An 18,131-nucleotide genomic window follows, 5' to 3' on the forward strand; every position below is an offset into this window, starting at 1 on the left:
CGCAAGGCTCCGCAAATGTCTCAGGAGATGAGGTCGAAATGGCCGAGGGCCTCGGCATAGGAAAGTGCCGGCCGCGCGACGTCGAAATGAACGGTGCGCATGCCGGCGGCACGGCCGCCATCGACATTGCGCTGCTGGTCGTCAACGAACACACAGGCGCGGGCAGGCAGGCCAAGCGCCTCGGTCACCAAGGCATAGGCGCGCGGATCGGGCTTGAGGATGCGGGTATAGGTGGCGTCGACGATGGTGTCGAACAGCTCGAGCAACGGCAGCCGCTGACGGAAGCCGGCGCCATAGAACAGATCTAGCTCGTTGGACAGGATCGCCAGGCGAAATCCCGCCGCATGCACGGTCCGGATGGCGCGGACGGCTTCGGGCCGCACGATCTTTTCCGGCTCGGCTCCGCGTGCGCGCTGGACGAATGTCTCCATCGCCTGCCAGTCCTCGCCGACGAGCCGGCCGACTTCGCTGGTGCGGGTGCGCCAATAATCGCGCTCGCTGATCTCGTCGGCCTGCATTGAGCGCCACAGCGGATCTGAATCCGGGTCGAACGGCCCGTACCATTGCAGCGTTCCCGGCGCGAGGCCGAGCGCCTGTTCGGTCAAGGGATGGGTCTCGAAAAGGGTCCGGGTGACGACGCCGCCGAAATCGAGGACGAGCGCCTGGGCAGGAACAGCGCTCACGCAGCCACTCCCTTGGCCGGCATGCCGCGCGGGATGATGCCTTCCTCGACCCAGCGGTCGAAGATTTCGAGCGCTTTGCCGACGAACTCGTCGCTGTTGATGTGGGCGTCGATCTCGTGGAACTCGACGCCGGCGGGAATGGCCTTGCGCATCTCATCGGTGAAGGCCGCGAGGGCTTCGGGTTCGTACAGCGGCTCGCCCTGCGCATCCCATTCCTGGATGCCGCCGGAGGGCAGGATGAAAGCGGAGCGCCCCTTCGACGCACCGAGCTTGGCGGCGATGGTCCTGGCGACTTCACGGCGGTCGGCGGCATCGACGGTGATCGAGCCGATCAACCTGTTATGAGCATGGAATGGCCGCTGCGCGAACTTTGTCGGCAGCGCCTGCCAGGTCGGCAAATCGACCATGTCTACCGCGCCAGGGGCTGCGATCTGCGGAATGCCGCGGGCGCCGGCATTCTCGAGCCGGTCGGCGCCGGAGCTGACGACCGAACCGGCAAGATGATTGGTGATCTCCTGCAGGCTGAAGTCGAACACCGCGCAGAAATGGTCCTGGCTGGCGATCGATTCGAAGGCCCGGCCCCCCATCCCGGTGGTGTGAAAGACTGCGACGTCATAGCCGCGCTGCTCCAACGCCGGCTTCAGCGTCTTCATATAGCGCAGGCAACTGCTGCCCAGCGAAGTCATGCCGATGGTCGGTCCGACCGCCGGGGCCGAAGCACGGGATGCAAGCACGATCCTCGCCGCACCGACCACCGCGCCGCAGGCCTGGGAAAGGACCAGCTTGCAGATGGTGTTGAGGCCGTAGAGCCCGCCTGCCCACAGGATCATCATCAGGTCGGGCGCGACGCGCTCGGGCGGAATGAGATGCGAGTAGGCGATGGTCGAGACGACGAATTTCGGCACGCCGAGCGGCAGGCACAGCGCGACATCGAGCGCCAAATCGGTTCCCATCGAACCACCGATGGCGATGAAGGCGTCGATCTCGCCGCGCTGGTGAAGCTGGCGCACCAGCTGAACGGCGCCGACGGCCATCAATGTCATGGCGGTGTTTTCGTCGCCGCTCGAGACGATTTCGGCCATCGTCACGCCAGCGGCCCGCGCAACGGCATGCTTGTCGTGATCGGGACTATAGGCGGGGGCGCCCAGCACGCTGACATCCATCATCACGGCGCGGCCACCGGATGCCTCGATACACGCTTTCATGAACAGCAGTTCGTCGGTCTTGGTGTCGCCCGTGCCGATGACCAGGATGCGGGGCGTCGCCATATCTGCAGACATCAGGCCTGCCTCCTCAGGGTTTGCAGGTTTTCGCCATTGAGGCGCATCGAAATCTCCCGTGCCGCGGTCACAACCGCAAGCCCTCGTTCCACGATCGTAGCCGGTGTCGTCCTGGCCTTCGGGGCTGCCACCGCAATTGTCCCCAGCGCAAGACCATCGGCGGCGCGGATTGCAGCCGCGACGCCGATCACGCCGTCCTCATGGCCCTGGTCGCAGATCGAATAGCCGCGGTCGCGCGCCTCGCCGATCGACTTTGAAATGGCGGCCGGCTCGACGAGGGTATGATCGGTGAAGGCCTCAAGCGAACCTGTCAGGCATGCTTTCACGGTCGCGTTGTCGGCGAAGGCGAGATAGGCGATGCCGGAGGCGGTGGAATGCAGCGGCAGAAGCTGGCCGACATCGATGTTCACCCGGTTTGCCCAGCTTGAATGCTCGACATAAACGGTGATCAGCCTGTCGACGCCGAATTCCGACAGATGCACCGTCTCGGTTGTCGAACCCGCCAAATCCTGCGCCACGGGAATTGCCGTTTGCAGGGACGGGAAGCAGGCTTCGCGGATACGCGCCAGCCGCGACAGGCCGGCGCCGAGGCGATAGTGCCGCGTGCCGGCATCCTGCTCGACGAAGCCATGGCCGCCAAGCGCCATCAGCAGCCGCCGCGTCGTCGCCTTGTCCAAGGCGCACCGCCGCGCGAGATCGGAAAGTCCGAGCTCGGGCTCGTCCGCCGTGAACAGCTCCAGAAGTGAAATCGCCTTGCCGACCGTACCCATCCAGCCTCCCGCTCGGATAGAAACTTAATGTGTGAATTAACTTGACAGGCATCCGCATTCTTTGCAAGTCTATATTCAAAATAAGGGTTCAAATAATGAACCAATGGCATTCAGGGAACAGGCCGAGCGGCCGCGAACCCAGGGGTTCGTAAGACTGGAGGGACAAATGTCAGCAGTTTCGGAACAGGTGCCCGCCAACAGGCTGCGCAAGAACAGTCTTGGCGTCGGCGCTATCACCTTCATGGTGATTTCGGCGGCGGCGCCGCTCACCGCGGTCGCCGGCGGCACGCCGCTCGGCATGCTTATGGGCAATGGGGCGGGCTTTGCCGGCACCTATCTTATCGTGACCGTGTTGCTGCTGCTGTTTGCGGTCGGCTACGTCGCCATGTCGCGCCATGTCGGCAATGCCGGCGCCTTCTATGCCTATGCCGCGCGCGGGCTGGGCGGTTTTGCCGGCGGCGCAACCGCAATCATCGCGATCCTGTCCTACAACGCCATGCAGATCGGGGTCATGGGCCTGCTGGGGGCCGCGACCGCCGGCCTGTTCGCCGGCTGGGGCATCGACCTGCCCTGGTGGGTGTGGAGCTTCATCGCCGTTGCCATCGTCGCGGTGTTGGGCTACCGCCAGGTCGACCTGTCGGCCAAGATCCTGACGGTGCTGGTGCTGTGCGAATACATCGTTGTGCTGGTGCTAGACCTCGCCATCCTCAAGACCGGTGGCGACAGCGGTCTCTCTGCGGCGCCGTTCAGCTGGAGCCAGATCGTCAGCGGCTCGCCCGCCATCGCCATCCTGTTCTGTTTCGCCGCCTTCATCGGTTTCGAGGCGACGACGATCTACGCCGAGGAAGCCCGCGACCCCAAGGTGACCATTCCGCGCGCCACCTATTTCTCCGTGCTGCTGATCGGCGTCTTCTACATGGTCACGGCCTGGCTGATGGCGGTCGGCGCCGGCGTCGACAAATTGTTGCCGGCACTGCAGGCGCTTCAGGATCCGACGACTTTCCTGTTCGGCCTGTCCGACCGCTACGCCGGAACCATGCTGTCGCACGCCATGGGCATCCTGTTCGTGTCGAGCCTGTTTGCCGGCGTGCTGGCGTTCCACAACGCGGTTGCCCGCTACATCTACGTCTCGGGCCGCGAGAAGCTGTTGCCTGAAGCGATCGGCGTGACGCATTCAGTGCACCAGAGCCCGCATGTCGCTTCCGTCATCCAGAGCGTGTTGGCAGCGATCGTCATCGGACTGTTCGCGATACTCGGCCTCGATCCGGTTCTGGCGCTGTTTTCCTGGCTGACCAATGTCGCGACGCTGGGAGTCATCGTCATGATGGCGGTGGCCTCGCTCGCCGTGGTGATGTACTTCCGCGCCAACCCGTCGACGCAGGAGAATGCGCTGAAGACCACCATCCTGCCTGGGCTGGCCTTCATCGCTTTCGTCGTCATCATCTACCTGATCGTCATTAATTTCGGTGGCCTGTCCGGGGCCGGTGGCTTCCTTGGCGTGTTGCTGCCGGGGCTGGTGCTGATTGCCGCGGTGGTCGGCCTGCTGCTTGCCGGTGCGTTGAAGAGCCGGGATCCGGTTGCCTTCGAAAATCTCGGCGTGCCGCTGAAGGACTAGGACAAAGGACAAGGGGGTAGCGCGTTCGGCGCCGCCCCTTTCCATCGCAAGGGAGTAACGGCGTTGAGCTTTGCCGAGAGCATCACCGTTGAGGCGCTGGAAGCCGATCCGTATCCGATCTATGCGGAACTGCGGCGCAGTGCGCCTGTCGCTTTCGTGCCGGCGGTCAATCTCTGGTTCGTCACCCGCTGGAAGGACGTCGAGACCGTCGCAAAGTCACCCGACATCTTCTCCGCCGTCGTCGGTACGTCTCCGGTCGAACGCTCGTTCGGCAAGCCGACCATCCTGACCACCGACGGCGAAACGCATAGACAGCTGCGCCAAGGCGTCGATCCGAAATACCGGCCGCGCACCGTCGCCGCCTATGCCGGCGATCTCGTACGGTCGATTGCCGAACCTTTTCTCGACCGGATCGCCGAACAAGGCTCCGCCGAGCTGATGGCGGATTATTTCGAGCCGGTGTCGACGCTCAGCCTGGCGCGCTCGCTTGGCCTTGCCGACATCGACATGCCGACGCTGCGCCGCTGGTTCTATGGCCTTGCGCAGGGCGCCATCAATTTCGAGAACGACCCGAAGCGGCAAGAGATCGCCGACGCGATCAGCGCCGAGGTCGGCGCAGCCATCCGGCCGACTCTGGATAGACTGGCGCGCGCACCCGACGACTCGGCGCTGTCGCATATGCTGCATGACGGCATGCCGGAAGGCACGACGCGGCCGATCGATTTCTTGATGCCAAGCATCAAGGTCATCCTGCTTGGCGGCATGCAGGAGCCCGGACATGGTGCCGGTTCGATCCTCGCCGGCCTGCTTGCGCATCCCGAACAATTGCGGCAGGTGCTCGCCGATCCCGGGACCTTTGTGCCCAGGGCTGTCGATGAAGGCTTGCGCTGGGTGGCGCCGATCGGCACCCAGACGCGGCAGACGACGCGGGCGGTCGAGCTTGGCGGCGTAACGATCCCTGCCGGCGCCGCGGTCGCTGCACTTGTCTCCTCGGCAAGCCGCGACGAGAGCCGCTTTGCCGATCCAGACCGCTTCGACATCAACCGCAGGGAAGGCAATCATGCCGCCTTCGGCTTTGGTCATCATTTCTGTTCGGGCCGGTTTTTCGCGCGCGAGCAGATGTGCCTTGCATTAAGGCTGCTGCTCCTGCGCTTCCCCGATCTCAGCTTGGTGCCAGGCAAGGTGCCGGTGTTTCGCGGCTGGGAATTCCGCGCGCCAACCACGTTGTATGTTTCCCTGGGAGTCCGCCACCAATGATCAGCCAGAATGCCATCGACGCGCTGCGCAAGACGGAGATCGGCGAGCGGGGCTTGTTTATCGACGGCGTACAGGCCGCAGCGACGAGCGGCGCGACGCTGGCGGTGATTTCGCCGATCGACGGCCGCCCTTTTGCCAGCATCGCTGACGGCAATGCCGCCGACATCGATCGCGCGGTCCGATCGGCGCGAAAAGCATTCGAGAAGGGTTCATGGTCGCGCGCCGCCCCTGCCTTTCGCAAGAAGGTGCTGACGAAATTTGCCGAGCTGATCGAAAAACATGTCGATGAGCTGGCCGTGCTTGGCGTGCGCGACAACGGCACCGAGATCGGCATGGCCTACAAGGCCGAGCCGCTGTCGGCGGCCGGCACCATCCGCTACTACGCCGAGGCGATCGACAAGGTCTATGGCGAGATCGCGCCGACGGCCGACAATGTGCTCGGGCTGATCCACAGGGAGCCACTCGGTGTCGTCGGCGTCATCGTGCCGTGGAACTTCCCGCTGATGATCGGTGCCTGGAAGATTGCGCCCGCACTGGCCACCGGCAACAGCGTCGTCGTCAAGCCGCCGGAGATCGCCTCGCTGACCTTGCTGCGGCTGGCCGAACTCGCAAGCGAGGCTGGACTTCCCGAAGGCGTGTTCAACGTGGTTACCGGTCATGGTGCTGTCGCCGGCGAAGCGCTTGGCCTCCATATGGATGTCGACGCCATCGCCTTTACCGGATCGGGGCCGGTCGGCCGGCGGCTGCTCGAATACTCCGCCCGTTCCAATTTGAAGCGGGTCTTCCTCGAGCTTGGCGGCAAGTCGCCCAACATCGTCTTTGCCGACGCTCCGGACCTGAAGCAGGCGGCGGTCGTCTCGGCCAACGGCATCTTTCGCAATTCAGGCCAGGTCTGCGTGGCGGGCTCGCGTCTGCTCGTCCAGTCGTCGGTCTATGATCTTTTCATGGACGAACTTGTCTCGGCAACCACGCGGCTCAAGGTCGGCGACCCGCTCGATCTCGCCAGCGATATCGGTGCGGTATCGAGCGCCGAACAGCTGGACAAGAATCTCGGCTTCGTCGCCATGGCGCAAGCCGAAGGCGCCCGTCTCGTCGCCGGTGGCGAACGGATACTGACCGAGACCGGCGGCAGCTACATGGCGCCGACGATCTTCGAGAACGTGACGCAAGAGATGCAGCTGGCGCGCGAAGAGGTGTTCGGACCTGTGCTCGGCGTGATGCGTTTCGAGACCGAGGAGGAGGCGGTGCATCTCGCCAACTCCACCGTCTACGGACTTGCCTCGGCGGTGTGGACCGCCAATCTTTCCACGGCCCATCGCATGGTGCGCGCCATCAACGCCGGTGTCGTCCACGTCAACACCTATGGCGGAGCCGATATCACCGTGCCGCTTGGCGGCGTCAAGCAGTCCGGCTTCGGTCGCGACAAGTCGCTGCATGCGCTGGAAAAATATATCGACCTCAAGACCGCATGGATTGCGCTCTGAGCCTCGCGGAAAGGCCAGCGTATCTGCTCTTTTCGTCAAGCTTGGCCTCAGGAACGCCACGCTGGTGCTGGTTGGCGGCGATCGCGTCACCGCTATCGGCAGTTCCGACTAGCGTGGTGTCGTGGGTCCAGGCCTCGCGCGGAAAGCCGTGTTGCGACCGGCCGGTATCACAGCGTCCTACTCCGTTGTGCTCGCTTTTTTTCTGCGCCGATTGGTGTGCGACTGGGCGACGGCCATTCGTAATTCAGGTGTGATCTCCAAAGGCGCATTCTCTGTCCCATGCGGGTCTTGCAGCCCCTGGACGTGGACGGTCGGGAATGGGAGTTCGATGCCCTGCTCCTTGAAGGCCTGGCGGAGGCGCAAAAAGAACCTGCCTTTCATGCTGAAGGCGCCTCCAGGTCTGGTCGTGACCTTGACCCTCAAGACGATGCCGTACTCGCCGAACTCCTGCACCCCCTGCATCTTGATCGGTTCGATCACCCAGTGTTTGAACTCCGGATCATCCGCCAGTTCCAGGCCAATTCGCTTGATCAGTTTGCGGGCGAAGTCGATATCGGTGTCATAGCCAACGGTGATGTTGAATTTGTCGGTGACCCAGTCACGGCTCTGGTTCTGCACCGCGCCGAGTTCACCGAAAGGTATCGTGAACAGCGGACCACGATGGTGGCGCAGCTTCACCGAGCGCAGCGAAAAGCTCTCCACCGTACCCCTGTAGCTGCCCGATGAAATGTATTCGCCGACACGGAAAGCATCGTCGAGCAGATAAAACACGCCAGAGATCACGTCCTTGACGATGGTTTGCGCGCCAAAACCCACGGCGACGCCGACGACGCCGGCGCCGGCGATCAGCGGGCCGATCTGGATTCCGATCGAAGCGAGCATCATCAGCACCGCCATCACGATGATCACCGCGAGCAGAATGTTCTGAATGATCGGCAACAGCGTGTGCAGCCGCGCCTGATGCGGATCGAGGGTGAGGATGTCCTCCTCGCCCATCACGGCTTGCGGTATCGCGACGCCCAGCTTTCGTTCGATCAAGGCTTTGATGATCGACCAGCCGAAATCGGCAGCAAGGGCAATGACCACGACGTTGATCAAGCCGCGCAATATGAGCATGGTGGTCGTATCGCTGCCGCGCATGGATTGCATGTCCAGGCCCAGTACGCGTGCGAGAAGGTAAGCCGCCGCGAGGATGAAAATCATCCGGATACCGCGATCGATGACAGCGATCGTCACCGCCGGGATCGTCGGCCGGCCCGCATCTTCCGAACCGGGCCGCAGGACGAAATTAACCCCGCGCTCTGTCAGCACAATTGCCAAAGGCAGGAAGAATGCGGTGAAGGTAAACCAGAAGAATGTGTAGAGGCCGGCAATGCGTTCGAGGAACAGAACGACGAAATAAGCCGTCAACAACCATGTCACTGCCGTGTGACCGCTGTGGCGCGCGCCGTCTCGCTGCGTTCTTGGCCGACGCCAAATGGCCAGCAGGAAGAGCAACAGCAATATGAAATCGGCGCCGACGGACAGGACCATCATTCCGTCCTGGTCTATGCCGAGACCCGGCAAGAGGACAAACGCGGCGGCGAAGAAGGCGAAAACGCCGACGATCCGGGGCAGCCAATAAGCCCAATGGTCAGCAGCTCCGTTGGTGATCGGCAGGGCACGAACCTCGATGGCGTGCTCGACCTCCATGAAGGAAGGGACGAGCGTGGCCATCACGTACAGGCGCACAGCCCACGTAAAGACCGCAGCCATCAGAAATGTCAGCACAATCTCGCGGATGAGCGCTGGCCAGTCGAACAGCATGAACGCGCCGGCGCTGCCCAATGCGAACGAGCCGATCATCATGCTGGAATAAAGCGTGCGGCCGCCGATCTTCTTGGCCCGCCCGATGGGCGTATCTCTGGGTTGCGCGATGATCCAAAGACGAAATGGACGGGTGAGCTTGTATATTGCCCAGGTGAGCGCCAGGCCGGCAGCGATAAAGATCGCAATCAGCAACAATATGCTGACGGAGCCCTTGCTGGACATATCGTCCATTGTCTGGGCTCGGACGCGCGCGAACTGGCCCGGCAGTGTGGGCACGGTTCGCACGATTTTCTCGATGTGATGCTTGATCCGATCGAGCGTCGAGGATGCCATTGTATTCATCTGGCCCGGTGCGGCCGCGGCGTCGGCCCGCGGAGTGCTAGCCGCAGCAGGCGCTTCCGTTGAACCAGCGGCCGGATTTCGTTGCTCGGCCACCCAGGCCTTCACCGATGGATCGTCGAGAAGCTCGAACAGCTGTTTGACCTTGTCGGGCGTGACGGCGGCCGGTGCCTGGGCCTGTGCCGGACTAGCCAACAGGAGGGCGATGCCAAGGACGAGCGGCCCGGCTATCAGGACGAACATCGCCGTCAGGTTCCCGGGACGCCGTGCTGGGCGCGCCGGCTCCCTGGCCCCTAATCGTCGTTTCATGAGCAGCATCGTGCGGTAACCTTCCGGTCAGATCGGCGAGCAAGGACAGCTATGTCCGTCGTTGCCCCCACCTTTAACAAGCCGATGTTGCGGTGCAAGTCTCATCGCACCTAGACCGTAGGGTAGGGCACCAGGCGACCGGCAAGGCTGTCATCACCAGTGCCAGCGTTGCGCTGCATTCCTTGTCCCGACCACCTAGACCGGGTCGTTGTCGGTCGGGGTTTGCTCCGCGGCGGGAGCCTGTGACCATGCCGCATTGCACAATTTTGCGACCTTGCCCACAATGCACGCATGGTCCGCAGCTCACTCGCCGTCCTGGTCATCGACGAAAACCGTATCCGCGCCGCGATCATTGAGGCAGGTTTGCGCGAGGCCGGCCATGAGCGGGTCACCGTCATCCACGACGTGACCGGCATTGCGCGGCGAATCGCCGAGATCGAGCCGGACGTCATCGTCATCGACCTGGAAAACCCGAACCGCGACATGCTGGAAAACATGTTCCAGCTGTCGCGTGCGGTGAAGCGGCCGATCGCCATGTTCGTCGACCGATCGGACCAGGCATCGATCGAAGCGGCGGTCGATGCCGGCGTTTCGGCCTATGTCGTCGACGGCCTCAGGCAAGAGCGCGTCAAGCCGATCCTGGACATGGCGGTCAGCCGCTTCAACGCTTTCTCGCGCATGGCGCGCGAGCTGGAAGAGGTTCGAGGGGAGCTTGAGAGCCGCAAGGTGATCGACCGTGCCAAGGGCATCCTGATGAAGTCGCGCGGCCTGACCGAAGAGGCCGCCTACACGCTGCTGCGCAAGACGGCGATGAACCAGAACCGCAAGATCGGCGACATTGCCCAGAGCCTGGTGACTGCCGCCGGGCTGCTCGGGCCGTCGGAGGACGAATGAGCATGAGCGCCGAGCACCAGATCACCGCCGGCTTCATGCCGCTCTTCGACAGTGCCGTGCTGGTTGCGGCGGGTGAGCTTGGATTTGCCGCGCGCGAGGGCATCGATCTCACACTGCACCGCGAGACCTCCTGGGCCAACATCCGTGACCGCATCGCCATCGGCCATTTCCACCTGGCGCACATGCTGGGGCCGATGCCGCTCGCCTGCAATCTCGGGCTGACGCCGCTTGCTTCCGAGACCATCGTGCCGTTTTCGCTCGGGCTTGGCGGCAATTGCGTCACCATCTCCAACGCCGTCTGGGAAGGCATGGCGGCACACGGCGCCATACCCGATCTCGCGCCCGCGCGCGCGGGCGCAGCCCTTCGTGCCTTCATTCGCGAGCGCGCCGGGGCTGGCGGCGATCCGCTGCGCTTTGCCGTGGTGCACCCGCATTCGGGGCATAATTACGAACTGCGCTACTGGCTTGCCGGATGCGGCATCGATCCGGAGCGCGAGATCGAGATCGTCATCGTGCCGCCGCCCTTCATGGCCGATGCGCTGGCCGCTGGGCGGATCGACGGCTACTGCGTCGGCGAGCCCTGGAACAGCGCCTCGGTCGCCGCCGGCACCGGCCATATCGTCACCGTCAAGGCGCTGCTGTGGCGCAACAGTCCGGAGAAGGTGATCGGCGTGCGCAAGGCCTGGTCGCAGGAGAACCCGGTCGCGCTGGCAGCATTGCTGCGCGCACTGCATCATTCGGCGCGCTGGTGCCAGGATCGGGGCAACCACGCCGAACTGGCTGGTGTGATGGCTCAAGCTGGCTTCCTCGGCCTGCCACCAGCTGTCCAGATGCCGATCCTGACCGGCCATCTTGAACTGGGCGGCGGCGCCGAACTGGATGTCGACGACTTCTTCCTGCCCTTCGACAAGGCGGCGAACTTTCCGTGGAAGAGCCATGCGCTGTGGTTCTATACGCAGATGGTGCGCTGGGGGCATGTCGAGCACACGCCGGAAAACCTTGTTATCGCCCGTGACTGCTACCGTCCCGACCTCTACCGCTCGGCGCTAAAGCCGCTTGGCGTTGCACTTCCCGGCGCCAATGCGAAGGTCGAGGGCGCGCTTAAGGTCGCCACCGCTGTCGGTGCGACCGGGGCAGGCCTGGTGCTTGGGCCGGACGGCTTCTTCGACGGTCAGACCTTCGACCCCGACGAGATCGACGGCTACATAGGGCGCCAGAAAGCGGCTCGCGCGGAAGCCTGATCATTCTCGCGCCATTCTTGTGCATTGCACAAAAAATGTGCGTGCGATTGCTGTAGTGAACAATCTTTGATCTGCTTGCGATGTCGCCTCGCGTGCCGGCATCTGGCGCGTAATGTTGATTTCATTTAGGTTTTTCGTTTCACCCAAAACTGGCACGGTTCCTGCTTTGAATTAGTCAGGCCCTTCGCGGGTCACGGAACAGGCGTCCAATGGCGGGCGCACAGGCAAAGCTGCCGCTCAGGACAACGACGCGATCCCGGATGTACGGACGCGCGAGGCCTGGACGGCGGCTTTTTTGTTTTGGGCCACTCGACGAAGCCCTCGCGTTCAACCGGAGATCACGATGAAAGAAAAAATAGGGAAATGGATCGGGACGGGAACATCGCTCAAGGATGTGACGCGCCGCGATTTTCTTGTCAGCAGCGCCATGACGGCCGGCCTGTTCGTGGCGGCCCGCAAGCTCTTCCCCTCGGGCGCCTATGCCGCCACGACCGCTCCGGAGGTCACCGGCGCCAAGCTCGGCTTCATCGCGCTGACCGACGCGGCGCCGCTGATGATCGCCAAGGAGAAGGGGCTGTTCGCCAAGTTCGGCATGCCCGACGTCGAGGTGCTCAAGCAGGCCTCCTGGGGCGCGACGCGCGACAATCTGATGCTCGGCGGCGAAGCCAACGGCATCGACGGCGCTCACATCCTGACGCCGCTGCCCTATCTCATGCACATCGGCAAGGTGACGCAGAACAACCAGCCGATGCCGATGGCTATCGTGGCGCGGCTCAACTACGACTGCCAGGGCATTTCGGTTGCGCAGGAATACGCCGGCACCGGTGTCGGTCTCGACGCCTCCAAGCTGAAGGACGCCTTCGCCGCCAAGAAGGCGGCTGGCAAGGAAATCAAGGCCGCCATGACATTCCCGGGCGGCACGCATGATTTGTGGCTGCGCTATTGGCTGGCCGCCGGCGGCATCGATCCCGACAAGGACGTCTCGACCATCGTCGTGCCGCCGCCGCAGATGGTCGCCAACATGAAAGTCGGCAACATGGACGTGTTCTGCGTTGGCGAACCGTGGAATGAACAGCTCGTCCACCAAGGCGTTGGTTTCACCGCCGCCACCACCGGCGAACTGTGGAAGGGTCATCCCGAAAAGGCGCTCGGCCTGCGCGCCGAATTCATCGACAAATACCCGAACGCCACCAAGGCGATCGTGATGGCCGTCATGGAGGCCCAGCAATGGTGCGAGGCCACGGAGAACAAGGACGAGATGGCCGCCATCATCGGCAAGCGGCAATGGATGAACGTGCCTGTCGCCGACATTATCGGCCGCCTCAAGGGCGACATCAACTACGGCAATGGCCGCGTGGCCACCGGCACTGACCTCTACATGAAATTCTGGAAGGGTGGCGTCTCCTATCCCTACAAGAGCCACGACAGCTGGTTCCTCGCCGAAAACATCCGTTGGGGAAAATTCGCGCCGACCACCGACATCAAGACGCTGGTCGATCAGGTCAATCGCGAGGATATCTGGCGCGAGGCGGCGAAGGATCTCGGCGTTGCCGCAGCCGATATTCCGGCCTCGTCGTCGCGCGGCGTCGAGACCTTCTTCGACGGCAAGATTTTCGACCCGGCCAACCCGTCGGCCTATCTCGACAGCCTGAAGATCAAGGCATCGGCTTGACCAGCGCAAACGGTGCGTTGCGCCGTTTGTCGCCCCAGCGCAACGGCGCTTCGCCGTTGTCGCCCGCATCGACCCCGGAGTTATTGTCAGACATGTCCATCCAAGCCATTGAGGAAACCACGGTGAAGGCGTTCCCCGCGAAGCCTGCCGCGGTCATCGCTTTCACCGCCAAAGCGCGGCGCCGCTTCGACCCGATCGCGATCGCCGGCAGGCTGGCCACCGCCCTGGTGCCGCCGGTCATCGTTATCGCCTTCATGCTGGTCGTGTGGCAGATCGCCTGCTCGTCGCCGACCGCCAGCCTACCGCCGCCCAGCCAGGTGTGGAACGAGGCCTATGACCTGATCGCGCATCCGTTCTTCAACAACGGCCCGCAGGATATCGGCCTTGCGTGGCGGGTGCTGATCTCTCTGCAGCGCGTCGCCATCGGCTTCGGCCTGGCGGCGATCGTCGGCGTCGCGCTCGGCGCCCTGGTCGGCCAGTCGATCTGGGCCATGCGTGGCCTCGATCCGGTGTTCCAGATACTGCGCACCGTGCCGCCGCTGGCCTGGTTGCCGCTGTCGCTGGCTGCTTTCCGCGATTCCAGCCCGTCGGCGCTGTTCGTTATCTTCATCACCTCGATCTGGCCGATCATCATCAACACCGCCGTCGGCGTGCGAAACATTCCGGAAGACTACCGCAACGTCTCGCGCATCTTGCGGCTCAACCAGTTCGAATTCTTCGTCAAGATCATGGTTCCGGCCGCCGCACCCTACATCTTCACCGGCCTCAGAATCGGCATCGGCCTGTCCTGGCTCGCCATCGTCGCCGCCGAAATGCTGACCGGCGGCGTCGGCATCGGCTTCTTCATCTGGGACGCCTGGAACTCGTCGCGGCTGCCCGACATCATCGTCGCGCTCGCCTATATCGGCGTCACCGGCTTCTGCCTCGACCGCCTGGTCGCTGCGGTCGGCGCTTTCGTCACCCGCGGCACAACGGCAAAGTGAGGAGAGGGCGATGACGGCCTATCTGAAGCTCGACCATATCGACAAATCCTTTGCCCGCGGCGGTCAGGTCAGCGAGGTGCTCAAGGACATCAGGCTGACCATCGACAAGGGCGAATTCGTCTCCATCATCGGCCATTCCGGCTGTGGCAAGTCGACCTTGCTCAATCTGATCGCCGGGCTGACCAAGGTTTCCGCCGGCGCCGTGCTGCTTGAAAACAAGGAGGTCGACAGCCCCGGACCCGAGCGCGCCGTGGTGTTCCAGAACCACAGCCTGCTGCCATGGCTCACCGTCTACGAAAACATCAGCCTGGCGGTGTCGAAAGTCTTTGGCCGTTCCAAGAGCAGGACCGAGCGACATGACTGGATCATGCGCAATCTCGATCTCGTGCAGATGGCCCATGCCAAGGACAAGCGGCCGGCCGAAATATCGGGCGGCATGAAGCAGCGCGTCGGCATTGCCCGGGCGCTTGCCATGGAGCCGAAGATCCTGTTGCTCGACGAGCCGTTCGGGGCACTCGACGCGCTGACGCGCGCCCATCTGCAGGATGCGGTTATGGACATCCATTCCAGGCTCGGCTCGACGACGATCATGATCACCCACGATGTCGACGAGGCGGTGCTGTTGTCCGACCGCATCGTCATGATGACCAACGGTCCGGCGGCAACCATCGGCGAGGTGCTTGCGGTGCCGCTGCTGCGGCCGCGTCGACGCGTCGAACTCTCTTCCGACCGCACCTTCCTGCGCTGCCGCGAAGCGGTGCTGAAGTTCCTCTATGAACGCCACCGCTTCGTCGAAGCCGCGGAGTAACGCCATGACCGAAAAACTCGTCATCATCGGCAACGGCATGGCCCCTGGGCGCATGCTGGAGCATCTGCTCGAACAGGCGCCGGGCCGCTACACCGTGACCATCTTCAACGCCGAGCCGCGGGTGAACTACGACCGCATCATGCTGTCGCCGGTGCTCTCCGGCGAAAAGGCCTATGAGGAAATCATCATCCACGGCGACGGCTGGTACATCGCCAACAACATCACCCTCTACAAGGGTCACAAGATCGTCGCCATCGACCGGGCGGCCAAGACCGTCACCTCCGATCACGGCGTCACCGAGCCTTACGACAAGCTCGTCATCGCCACCGGATCGGTGCCTTTCATCATTCCGGTGCCCGGTCACGATCTGCCGGGCGTGCTGACCTATCGCGACCTCGACGATGTTCAGGCCATGATGCTTGCCGCCCAGTCGCGGGCCAAGGCCGTGGTCATCGGCGGCGGCCTGCTCGGGCTGGAGGCGGCAGCAGGTTTGAACGCCCAAGGCATGGACGTCACCGTGCTGCATGTCATGCCGACATTGATGGAGCGTCAGCTCGATCCAGCCGCCGGCTATCTCCTGCAGCGCGCGGTGGAACAGCGCGGCATCAAGGTCATCACCAAGGCCAACACCCAGGCGATCACCGGCAACGGCAAGGTCGGGCAGGTGGAGCTTGCCGACGGCACTATTATCCCGGCAACGCTGGTGGTGATGGCGGTCGGCATCCGGCCGAATGCGGCGCTGGCCAGGGAGGCCGGCATAGCCGTCAATCGTGGTATTGTCGTCGATGCCGGCATGCGCAGCAACGACCCCGACATCTACGCGCTCGGCGAATGCGCCGAGGTCTACGGCCAGGTCTACGGGCTAGTCGCGCCGCTCTACGAGATGGCGCGCGTTGCCGCGAACCAGTTGGCCGGCAACGAGGCAGCGGCCTTCGTCCACATGGACACGCCGACCAAGCTCAAGGTCACCGGCATCGACCTGTTCTCGCTTGGCGACTTCGCCGAAGGCGAGGACCGCCAGGAGATCGTGCTGCGCGATGCCGCCGCCGGCGTCTACAAGCGCCTTGTCCTGAAAGACGACCGCATCATCGGCACCGTGCTTTATGGCGAGACGGCTGACGGCGCCTGGTTCAACGACCTCAAGAAGAAGCAGACCGACATATCGGAGATGCGCGACACGCTCATCTTCGGCCAGTCCTACCAGGGAGGTGCCCCGCTGGACCCTATGGCGGCCGTTGCAGCCTTGCCGGATGATGCGGAAATCTGCGGCTGCAACGGCGTTTGCAAGGGAAAGATCACCGGCGCGATCACGGCCAAGGGCCTGGCTTCGCTCGACGACGTGCGCGCGCACACCAAGGCATCGGCTTCCTGCGGCTCGTGCACCGGGCTGGTCGAGAAGCTGATGGTGCTGACCATCGGCGACAAGTACAACCCGGCCGCCGTGCAACCGATGTGCGGCTGCACCACGCTCGGTCACGACGAGGTGCGCCGGCTGATCATCGCCAAAAGCCTGAAGACCATTCCCGCCGTCATGCAGGAGCTGGAATGGACGACGTCCTGCGGCTGCGCCAAATGCCGACCGGCGCTCAACTACTACCTCGTCTGCGACTGGCCGAACGATTATGCCGACGACTACCAGTCGCGCTTCATCAATGAGCGCGTCCACGCCAACATCCAGAAGGACGGCACGTACTCGGTGGTGCCGCGCATGTGGGGCGGCGTCACCAACGCCGCCGAACTGCGCGCCATCGCCGACGTCGTCGACAAGTTCGAGATCCCGATGGTCAAGGTCACCGGCGGCCAGCGCATCGACATGCTCGGCATCCGCAAGGAGGATTTGCCGGCGGTCTGGGCCGATCTCGGCCAGGCCGGCTTCGTCTCTGGCCATGCCTACGCCAAGGGTCTGCGCACGGTGAAGACCTGTGTCGGCTCCGACTGGTGCCGCTTCGGCACGCAGGATTCGACCGGCCTCGGCATTCGCATCGAGAAATTCATGTGGGGCTCGTGGACGCCGGCCAAGGTCAAAATGGCGGTGTCGGGCTGTCCGCGCAACTGCGCCGAGGCGACCTGCAAGGATGTGGGCGTGATCTGTGTCGACAGTGGCTACGAGATCCATTTCGCCGGCGCCGCCGGCCTCGACATCAAGGGCACCGAAGTGCTTGGCCTGGTCAAGACCGAGGACGAGGCGCTGGAGCTTATCGTGGCGCTGACGCAGATGTATCGCGAGCAGGGCCGCTATCTCGAGCGTATCTACAAATGGGTCAAGCGCATCGGCATCCCCGAGATCAAGCGCCAGATCATGGACGACGGCGCCAAGCGCAAGGCCTATTACGAGCGCTTCGTCTTCAGCCAGAAATTCGCCCAGGTCGACCCGTGGTCGGAACGCGTCTCCGGCAAGGACAAGCACGAGTTCAGGCCGATGGCTTCGGTCGGGTTTGCGCAGGCGGCGGAGTGATCAAGATGGACTGGATATCGATCGGCTCACTCTCCGACATCCCGCGCCGTGGCGCGCGCTGTATCGCTACACCCGAGGGTAAGATCGCCGTCTTCCGCACGCAGGACGATCAGGTCTACGCCATCGACGACCATTGCCCGCACAGGGGTGGGCCGCTGAGCCAAGGCATCGTCCACGGCACCGCCGTCACCTGCCCCTTGCACAATTGGGTCATCTCGCTGGAGACGGGCAAGGCGCTCGGCGCCGACGAGGGCGCGGTGCGCACCATTCCTGTGCGGATCGAGGGCGAGCACCTGTTCATTGCGCTAAAAGCGCTGGCCAGCCGCGCGGCCTGAAGCATGGAACTTGGCGAAGCGCGCGAGGTGAGGACCACCTGCCCCTATTGCGGGGTGGGTTGCGGCGTGCTGGCGAAAGTCGCCCCCGGCCGGGGAGTCAGCGGCCGCGGGGCCCCCCCCCCAACCCCGCAATTTTTGCGGCGCGGGGCCCACGGGGGGGGGCCGGGGGGACACCACGCCCGCGCGGGGCGGGGGGG

At 63.7% G+C, this 18,131-nt stretch carries 15 protein-coding genes; 11 read left to right on the forward strand and 4 right to left on the reverse strand.

Annotated features, from left to right (window positions below; translation table 11 throughout):
- Positions 1–20: 20 nt before the first annotated feature.
- From NKI06_RS12075 to NKI06_RS12085, 3 genes are read right to left on the reverse strand one after another with little or no spacing between them, the layout of a single operon-like run.
- Positions 21–683, reverse strand: a complete 663-nt coding sequence (locus NKI06_RS12075; protein ID WP_352985420.1) for an HAD family hydrolase — start codon at positions 681–683, stop codon at positions 21–23.
- Positions 680–1,963 (reverse strand): Tm-1-like ATP-binding domain-containing protein, encoded by a 1,284-nt coding sequence (locus NKI06_RS12080; RefSeq protein WP_023686943.1) that lies wholly within the window; start codon positions 1,961–1,963, stop codon positions 680–682. Before NKI06_RS12080 ends, NKI06_RS12075 begins: the two co-directional genes overlap by 4 nt.
- Positions 1,963–2,733 carry an IclR family transcriptional regulator gene (locus tag NKI06_RS12085; protein ID WP_352985422.1) on the reverse strand — a complete coding sequence of 257 codons (771 nt, stop codon included), beginning with the start codon at positions 2,731–2,733 and terminating at the stop codon, positions 1,963–1,965. The genes NKI06_RS12080 and NKI06_RS12085 overlap by 1 nt, the downstream gene beginning before the upstream one ends.
- Before the next feature lie 166 nt (positions 2,734–2,899).
- Between NKI06_RS12085 and NKI06_RS12090 the strand changes: the two genes are divergently transcribed.
- The 3 genes from NKI06_RS12090 (at position 2,900) to NKI06_RS12100 (ending at position 7,089) form a co-directional block, all read left to right on the forward strand.
- The gene (locus NKI06_RS12090; protein ID WP_352762877.1) at positions 2,900–4,348 is read left to right on the forward strand and encodes an APC family permease; all 1,449 of its coding nucleotides are present in this window, start codon (positions 2,900–2,902) and stop codon (positions 4,346–4,348) included.
- A 63-nt stretch (positions 4,349–4,411) separates the two neighbouring features.
- Entirely contained in the window at positions 4,412–5,605 is a 1,194-nt protein-coding gene (locus tag NKI06_RS12095; RefSeq protein ID WP_352985425.1) for a cytochrome P450, read from the forward strand.
- Positions 5,602–7,089: an aldehyde dehydrogenase gene (locus tag NKI06_RS12100; protein WP_352985427.1), complete on the forward strand. Its 1,488-nt coding sequence runs from the start codon at positions 5,602–5,604 to the stop codon at positions 7,087–7,089. Before NKI06_RS12095 ends, NKI06_RS12100 begins: the two co-directional genes overlap by 4 nt.
- A 177-nt stretch (positions 7,090–7,266) precedes the next feature.
- Here NKI06_RS12100 and NKI06_RS12105 read toward each other — a convergent pair whose 3' ends face one another.
- Positions 7,267–9,555 (reverse strand): mechanosensitive ion channel family protein, encoded by a 2,289-nt coding sequence (locus NKI06_RS12105; protein ID WP_352985429.1) that lies wholly within the window; start codon positions 9,553–9,555, stop codon positions 7,267–7,269.
- A 282-nt stretch (positions 9,556–9,837) separates the two neighbouring features.
- Between NKI06_RS12105 and NKI06_RS12110 the strand changes: the two genes are divergently transcribed.
- The 8 genes from NKI06_RS12110 to NKI06_RS30905 all read left to right on the forward strand — a co-directional run.
- Positions 9,838–10,440, forward strand: coding sequence for an ANTAR domain-containing response regulator (locus tag NKI06_RS12110; protein ID WP_023667842.1), 603 nt, complete (start codon positions 9,838–9,840; stop codon positions 10,438–10,440).
- Positions 10,441–10,442: 2 nt separating this feature from the next.
- Positions 10,443–11,681: a CmpA/NrtA family ABC transporter substrate-binding protein gene (locus NKI06_RS12115; RefSeq protein ID WP_352985444.1), complete on the forward strand. Its 1,239-nt coding sequence runs from the start codon at positions 10,443–10,445 to the stop codon at positions 11,679–11,681.
- A gap of 343 nt (positions 11,682–12,024) precedes the next feature.
- Positions 12,025–13,353, forward strand: coding sequence for a CmpA/NrtA family ABC transporter substrate-binding protein (locus tag NKI06_RS12120; protein ID WP_031196724.1), 1,329 nt, complete (start codon positions 12,025–12,027; stop codon positions 13,351–13,353).
- 92 nt (positions 13,354–13,445) lie between these two features.
- Entirely contained in the window at positions 13,446–14,336 is an 891-nt protein-coding gene (ntrB, locus tag NKI06_RS12125; RefSeq protein WP_023682697.1) for a nitrate ABC transporter permease, read from the forward strand.
- A 10-nt stretch (positions 14,337–14,346) separates the two neighbouring features.
- On the forward strand, positions 14,347–15,144 hold the full coding sequence (locus NKI06_RS12130; RefSeq protein ID WP_023667847.1) for an ABC transporter ATP-binding protein: 798 nt from the start codon (positions 14,347–14,349) through the stop codon (positions 15,142–15,144).
- 4 nt (positions 15,145–15,148) lie between these two features.
- On the forward strand, positions 15,149–17,599 hold the full coding sequence (gene nirB, locus NKI06_RS12135) for a nitrite reductase large subunit NirB (RefSeq protein ID WP_023740572.1): 2,451 nt from the start codon (positions 15,149–15,151) through the stop codon (positions 17,597–17,599).
- Positions 17,600–17,604: 5 nt separating this feature from the next.
- A complete protein-coding gene (nirD, locus tag NKI06_RS12140; RefSeq protein ID WP_352985431.1) occupies positions 17,605–17,934 on the forward strand; it encodes a nitrite reductase small subunit NirD in 330 nt (109 codons plus the stop codon).
- Positions 17,935–17,937: 3 nt separating this feature from the next.
- A partial coding sequence (locus NKI06_RS30905) for a hypothetical protein (protein ID WP_502900587.1) occupies positions 17,938–18,131 on the forward strand: 194 nt, incomplete at its 3' end.

The sequence above is a fragment of the Mesorhizobium sp. M0772 genome (assembly GCF_040320135.1).
GTDB lineage: Bacteria > Pseudomonadota > Alphaproteobacteria > Rhizobiales > Rhizobiaceae > Mesorhizobium.

What these genes read in the sequence shown, in the direction of transcription:
- NKI06_RS12090 (WP_352762877.1), top strand. Translation starts at nt 2,900, where the DNA reads ATGTCAGCAGTTTCGGAACAGGTGCCCGCCAACAGGCTGCGCAAGAAC.
- NKI06_RS12105 (WP_352985429.1), bottom strand. Translation starts at nt 9,555, where the DNA reads ATGCTGCTCATGAAACGACGATTAGGGGCCAGGGAGCCGGCGCGCCCA.
- NKI06_RS12120 (WP_031196724.1), top strand. Translation starts at nt 12,025, where the DNA reads ATGAAAGAAAAAATAGGGAAATGGATCGGGACGGGAACATCGCTCAAG.
- NKI06_RS12080 (WP_023686943.1), bottom strand. Translation starts at nt 1,963, where the DNA reads ATGTCTGCAGATATGGCGACGCCCCGCATCCTGGTCATCGGCACGGGC.
- NKI06_RS12115 (WP_352985444.1), top strand. Translation starts at nt 10,443, where the DNA reads ATGAGCGCCGAGCACCAGATCACCGCCGGCTTCATGCCGCTCTTCGAC.
- ntrB (WP_023682697.1), top strand. Translation starts at nt 13,446, where the DNA reads ATGTCCATCCAAGCCATTGAGGAAACCACGGTGAAGGCGTTCCCCGCG.
- NKI06_RS12085 (WP_352985422.1), bottom strand. Translation starts at nt 2,733, where the DNA reads ATGGGTACGGTCGGCAAGGCGATTTCACTTCTGGAGCTGTTCACGGCG.
- NKI06_RS12130 (WP_023667847.1), top strand. Translation starts at nt 14,347, where the DNA reads ATGACGGCCTATCTGAAGCTCGACCATATCGACAAATCCTTTGCCCGC.
- NKI06_RS12110 (WP_023667842.1), top strand. Translation starts at nt 9,838, where the DNA reads ATGGTCCGCAGCTCACTCGCCGTCCTGGTCATCGACGAAAACCGTATC.
- NKI06_RS12100 (WP_352985427.1), top strand. Translation starts at nt 5,602, where the DNA reads ATGATCAGCCAGAATGCCATCGACGCGCTGCGCAAGACGGAGATCGGC.
- nirD (WP_352985431.1), top strand. Translation starts at nt 17,605, where the DNA reads ATGGACTGGATATCGATCGGCTCACTCTCCGACATCCCGCGCCGTGGC.
- nirB (WP_023740572.1), top strand. Translation starts at nt 15,149, where the DNA reads ATGACCGAAAAACTCGTCATCATCGGCAACGGCATGGCCCCTGGGCGC.